A 2,042-nucleotide genomic window follows, 5' to 3' on the forward strand; every position below is an offset into this window, starting at 1 on the left:
ATTAGATGCCCTAATTTCTAAGAAAAAGGGGAGACCATCCATGAAAAAAGATATCAATCCATCCAAACAAATTGAAGGTTCGGTTAAAGAGCTTGAAGAACGAATTAAACAACTGGAAATGGAGAATGCGTATTTAAAAAAGTTAAATACTTTAGTTCAAATGCAGGAAAAATTACAACCAAAATCAAAGCGCAAGTAATTTATGAACTAAAGTCCATTTATGAGGTTGTGGCCTTAATTAAAGTCGCTGATATTCCACGTAGCACGTACTATTATTGGGAAAAACGCTTGAATCGAGAAGATAAGTATTCGAAGGTAAAAGCCACTATTCAGTCTATCTATCATGAACATAAAGGACGTTACGGTTATCGTCGTATCACAAAAGAGTTAAAAAAATATGGGTTTTCTCACAATCCAAAGACCATCAACCGCCTCATGAATGAAATGGGCGTAAAATGTTTAGTCCGTATGAAAAAGTATCGTTCATATAAGGGGCGTGTTGGTCGAATTGCCCCCCATATTTTACAACGTGATTTTCAAGCCGAGAAAATGAATCAAAAATGGGTAACAGACGTAACGGAATTTCATTTATTTGGGGAGAAACGTTACTTATCCCCTATCCTTGATTTATGTAATGGTGAAATTATTGCCTACAAAGTGATGAAACGGCCTGTTTATAAACTTGTTGGAGATATGTTAGATGAGGCGATTAAACACCTAAAACCAGAAGATACGGTCATCCTCCATTCGGATCAAGGGTGGCATTATCAAATGAAGAAGTATCAAAAAACCTTAAAAGATTCCCGCATTATACAAAGCATGTCCCGTAAGGGAAATTGTTTAGATAACGCAGTCATGGAAAACTTTTTTGGCTTGTTAAAGTCTGAATTGCTTTATCTCCAAGAGTTTGAAAGTATGGAGCACTTTGAAAAGGAATTAGATGATTATATTCATTACTATAACCACAAACGAATGAAGGTAAAATTAAAAGACCTGAGTCCGATAGAATACCGAACTCAGGTCTTAGAAGCTGCTTAAATTATATGTCTAACTTTATTGGGTCAGATCAAAAGAGTTCTATCTGAATTTTTAAACATAGTTGATTGGGCGGGTGTGCGAGACTCCTGCGGGAATAGCGAGTCCAAGGGAGACCCCACAGGCGCAAGTGCGCCGAGGGCGGACTGCCCGCGGAAAGCGAGTGCCTGGGGCAACGTTCAATTTGTACAAGCTAAAAAACTGTAGGTAAAATCGACTTACATCGAATTTTGTCTACAGCTGAGGCATCCATACTTGGATGTCTTTTTTTCGTTATCAAATTCTATTTAAGGTTTGGAGATTTTTTTTAATGATTTCACGGTTTTTGATTATTGCCGTATTCAATTCTTCGATGGGTGAACTTTTTTCATCCGCTTCACTCAGCTGCATCGATTGTTTTTGTATAAGTGATTCAATCGTATCGCGTAATTCTGGCAGTGAGACCTTGAATTGTTCGGATACATGTTGTAATGCCTTGTGTAAATCGGTGTTATGGATCGGTGGAATCGCCTCGTTTTCCTCTTTCAATAAGATATCCTCCTCTAAAGCTTATTCACGTTTATAAAGCATATTATTGGGGAAATTCGGCTTATTATTCAGGATACCATATCGGCTTAGTGCCATGGGAACCGTAAAATGGAAGGTGGAATCCCTTGTCAGCTTTATGTTATGAAGCCCTCTGACTAAGATGGCCATAATTTGCTGGAGTAATAAAAAAACAGAAAAAACATTGACATGATACAAACAAATCAATATTATGTTTATTATATTATAAACTTTATAGGGAAGTGTTTGTTTAATGAAGGACGCGGAAATGTTTTGGAGCGCATCTCAGGATGAGCTTAAACAAGGGTACATCGAAGTTGAGAATCAATATGTTTGTTTGCTGTGTGGAAATGCAGTTGAAAAGGGGATAGTATACCCGAAAGATGGAGTTCTTTATGAAGCGAAGAGGTATATGCGCATTCATATTGAACATGCACACAGCTCGGTTTTTGAATATTTGA

Annotated in this window: 1 protein-coding gene and 2 pseudogenes; 2 read left to right on the plus strand and 1 reads right to left on the minus strand. The window is 37.4% G+C overall.

Annotated elements, in window-relative coordinates; translation table 11 throughout:
• Positions 1-1,038: pseudogene (locus tag MKZ26_RS22270) on the plus strand (IS3 family transposase); the annotation flags it as partial.
• A gap of 273 nt (positions 1,039-1,311) precedes the next feature.
• Here MKZ26_RS22270 and MKZ26_RS22275 read toward each other — a convergent pair.
• Positions 1,312-1,563, minus strand: a complete 252-nt coding sequence (locus MKZ26_RS22275; protein ID WP_048688858.1) for a hypothetical protein — start codon at positions 1,561-1,563, stop codon at positions 1,312-1,314.
• A gap of 271 nt (positions 1,564-1,834) precedes the next feature.
• On the opposite strand from MKZ26_RS22275, the pseudogene MKZ26_RS22280 reads away from it, so the two are divergent.
• Positions 1,835-2,042 (plus strand): annotated as a pseudogene (locus tag MKZ26_RS22280) (DUF2087 domain-containing protein); the annotation flags it as partial.

Origin of the sequence: Sporosarcina sp. FSL K6-6792 (genome assembly GCF_038004885.1) — a bacterium.
GTDB classification, from domain to species: domain Bacteria; phylum Bacillota; class Bacilli; order Bacillales_A; family Planococcaceae; genus Sporosarcina; species Sporosarcina psychrophila.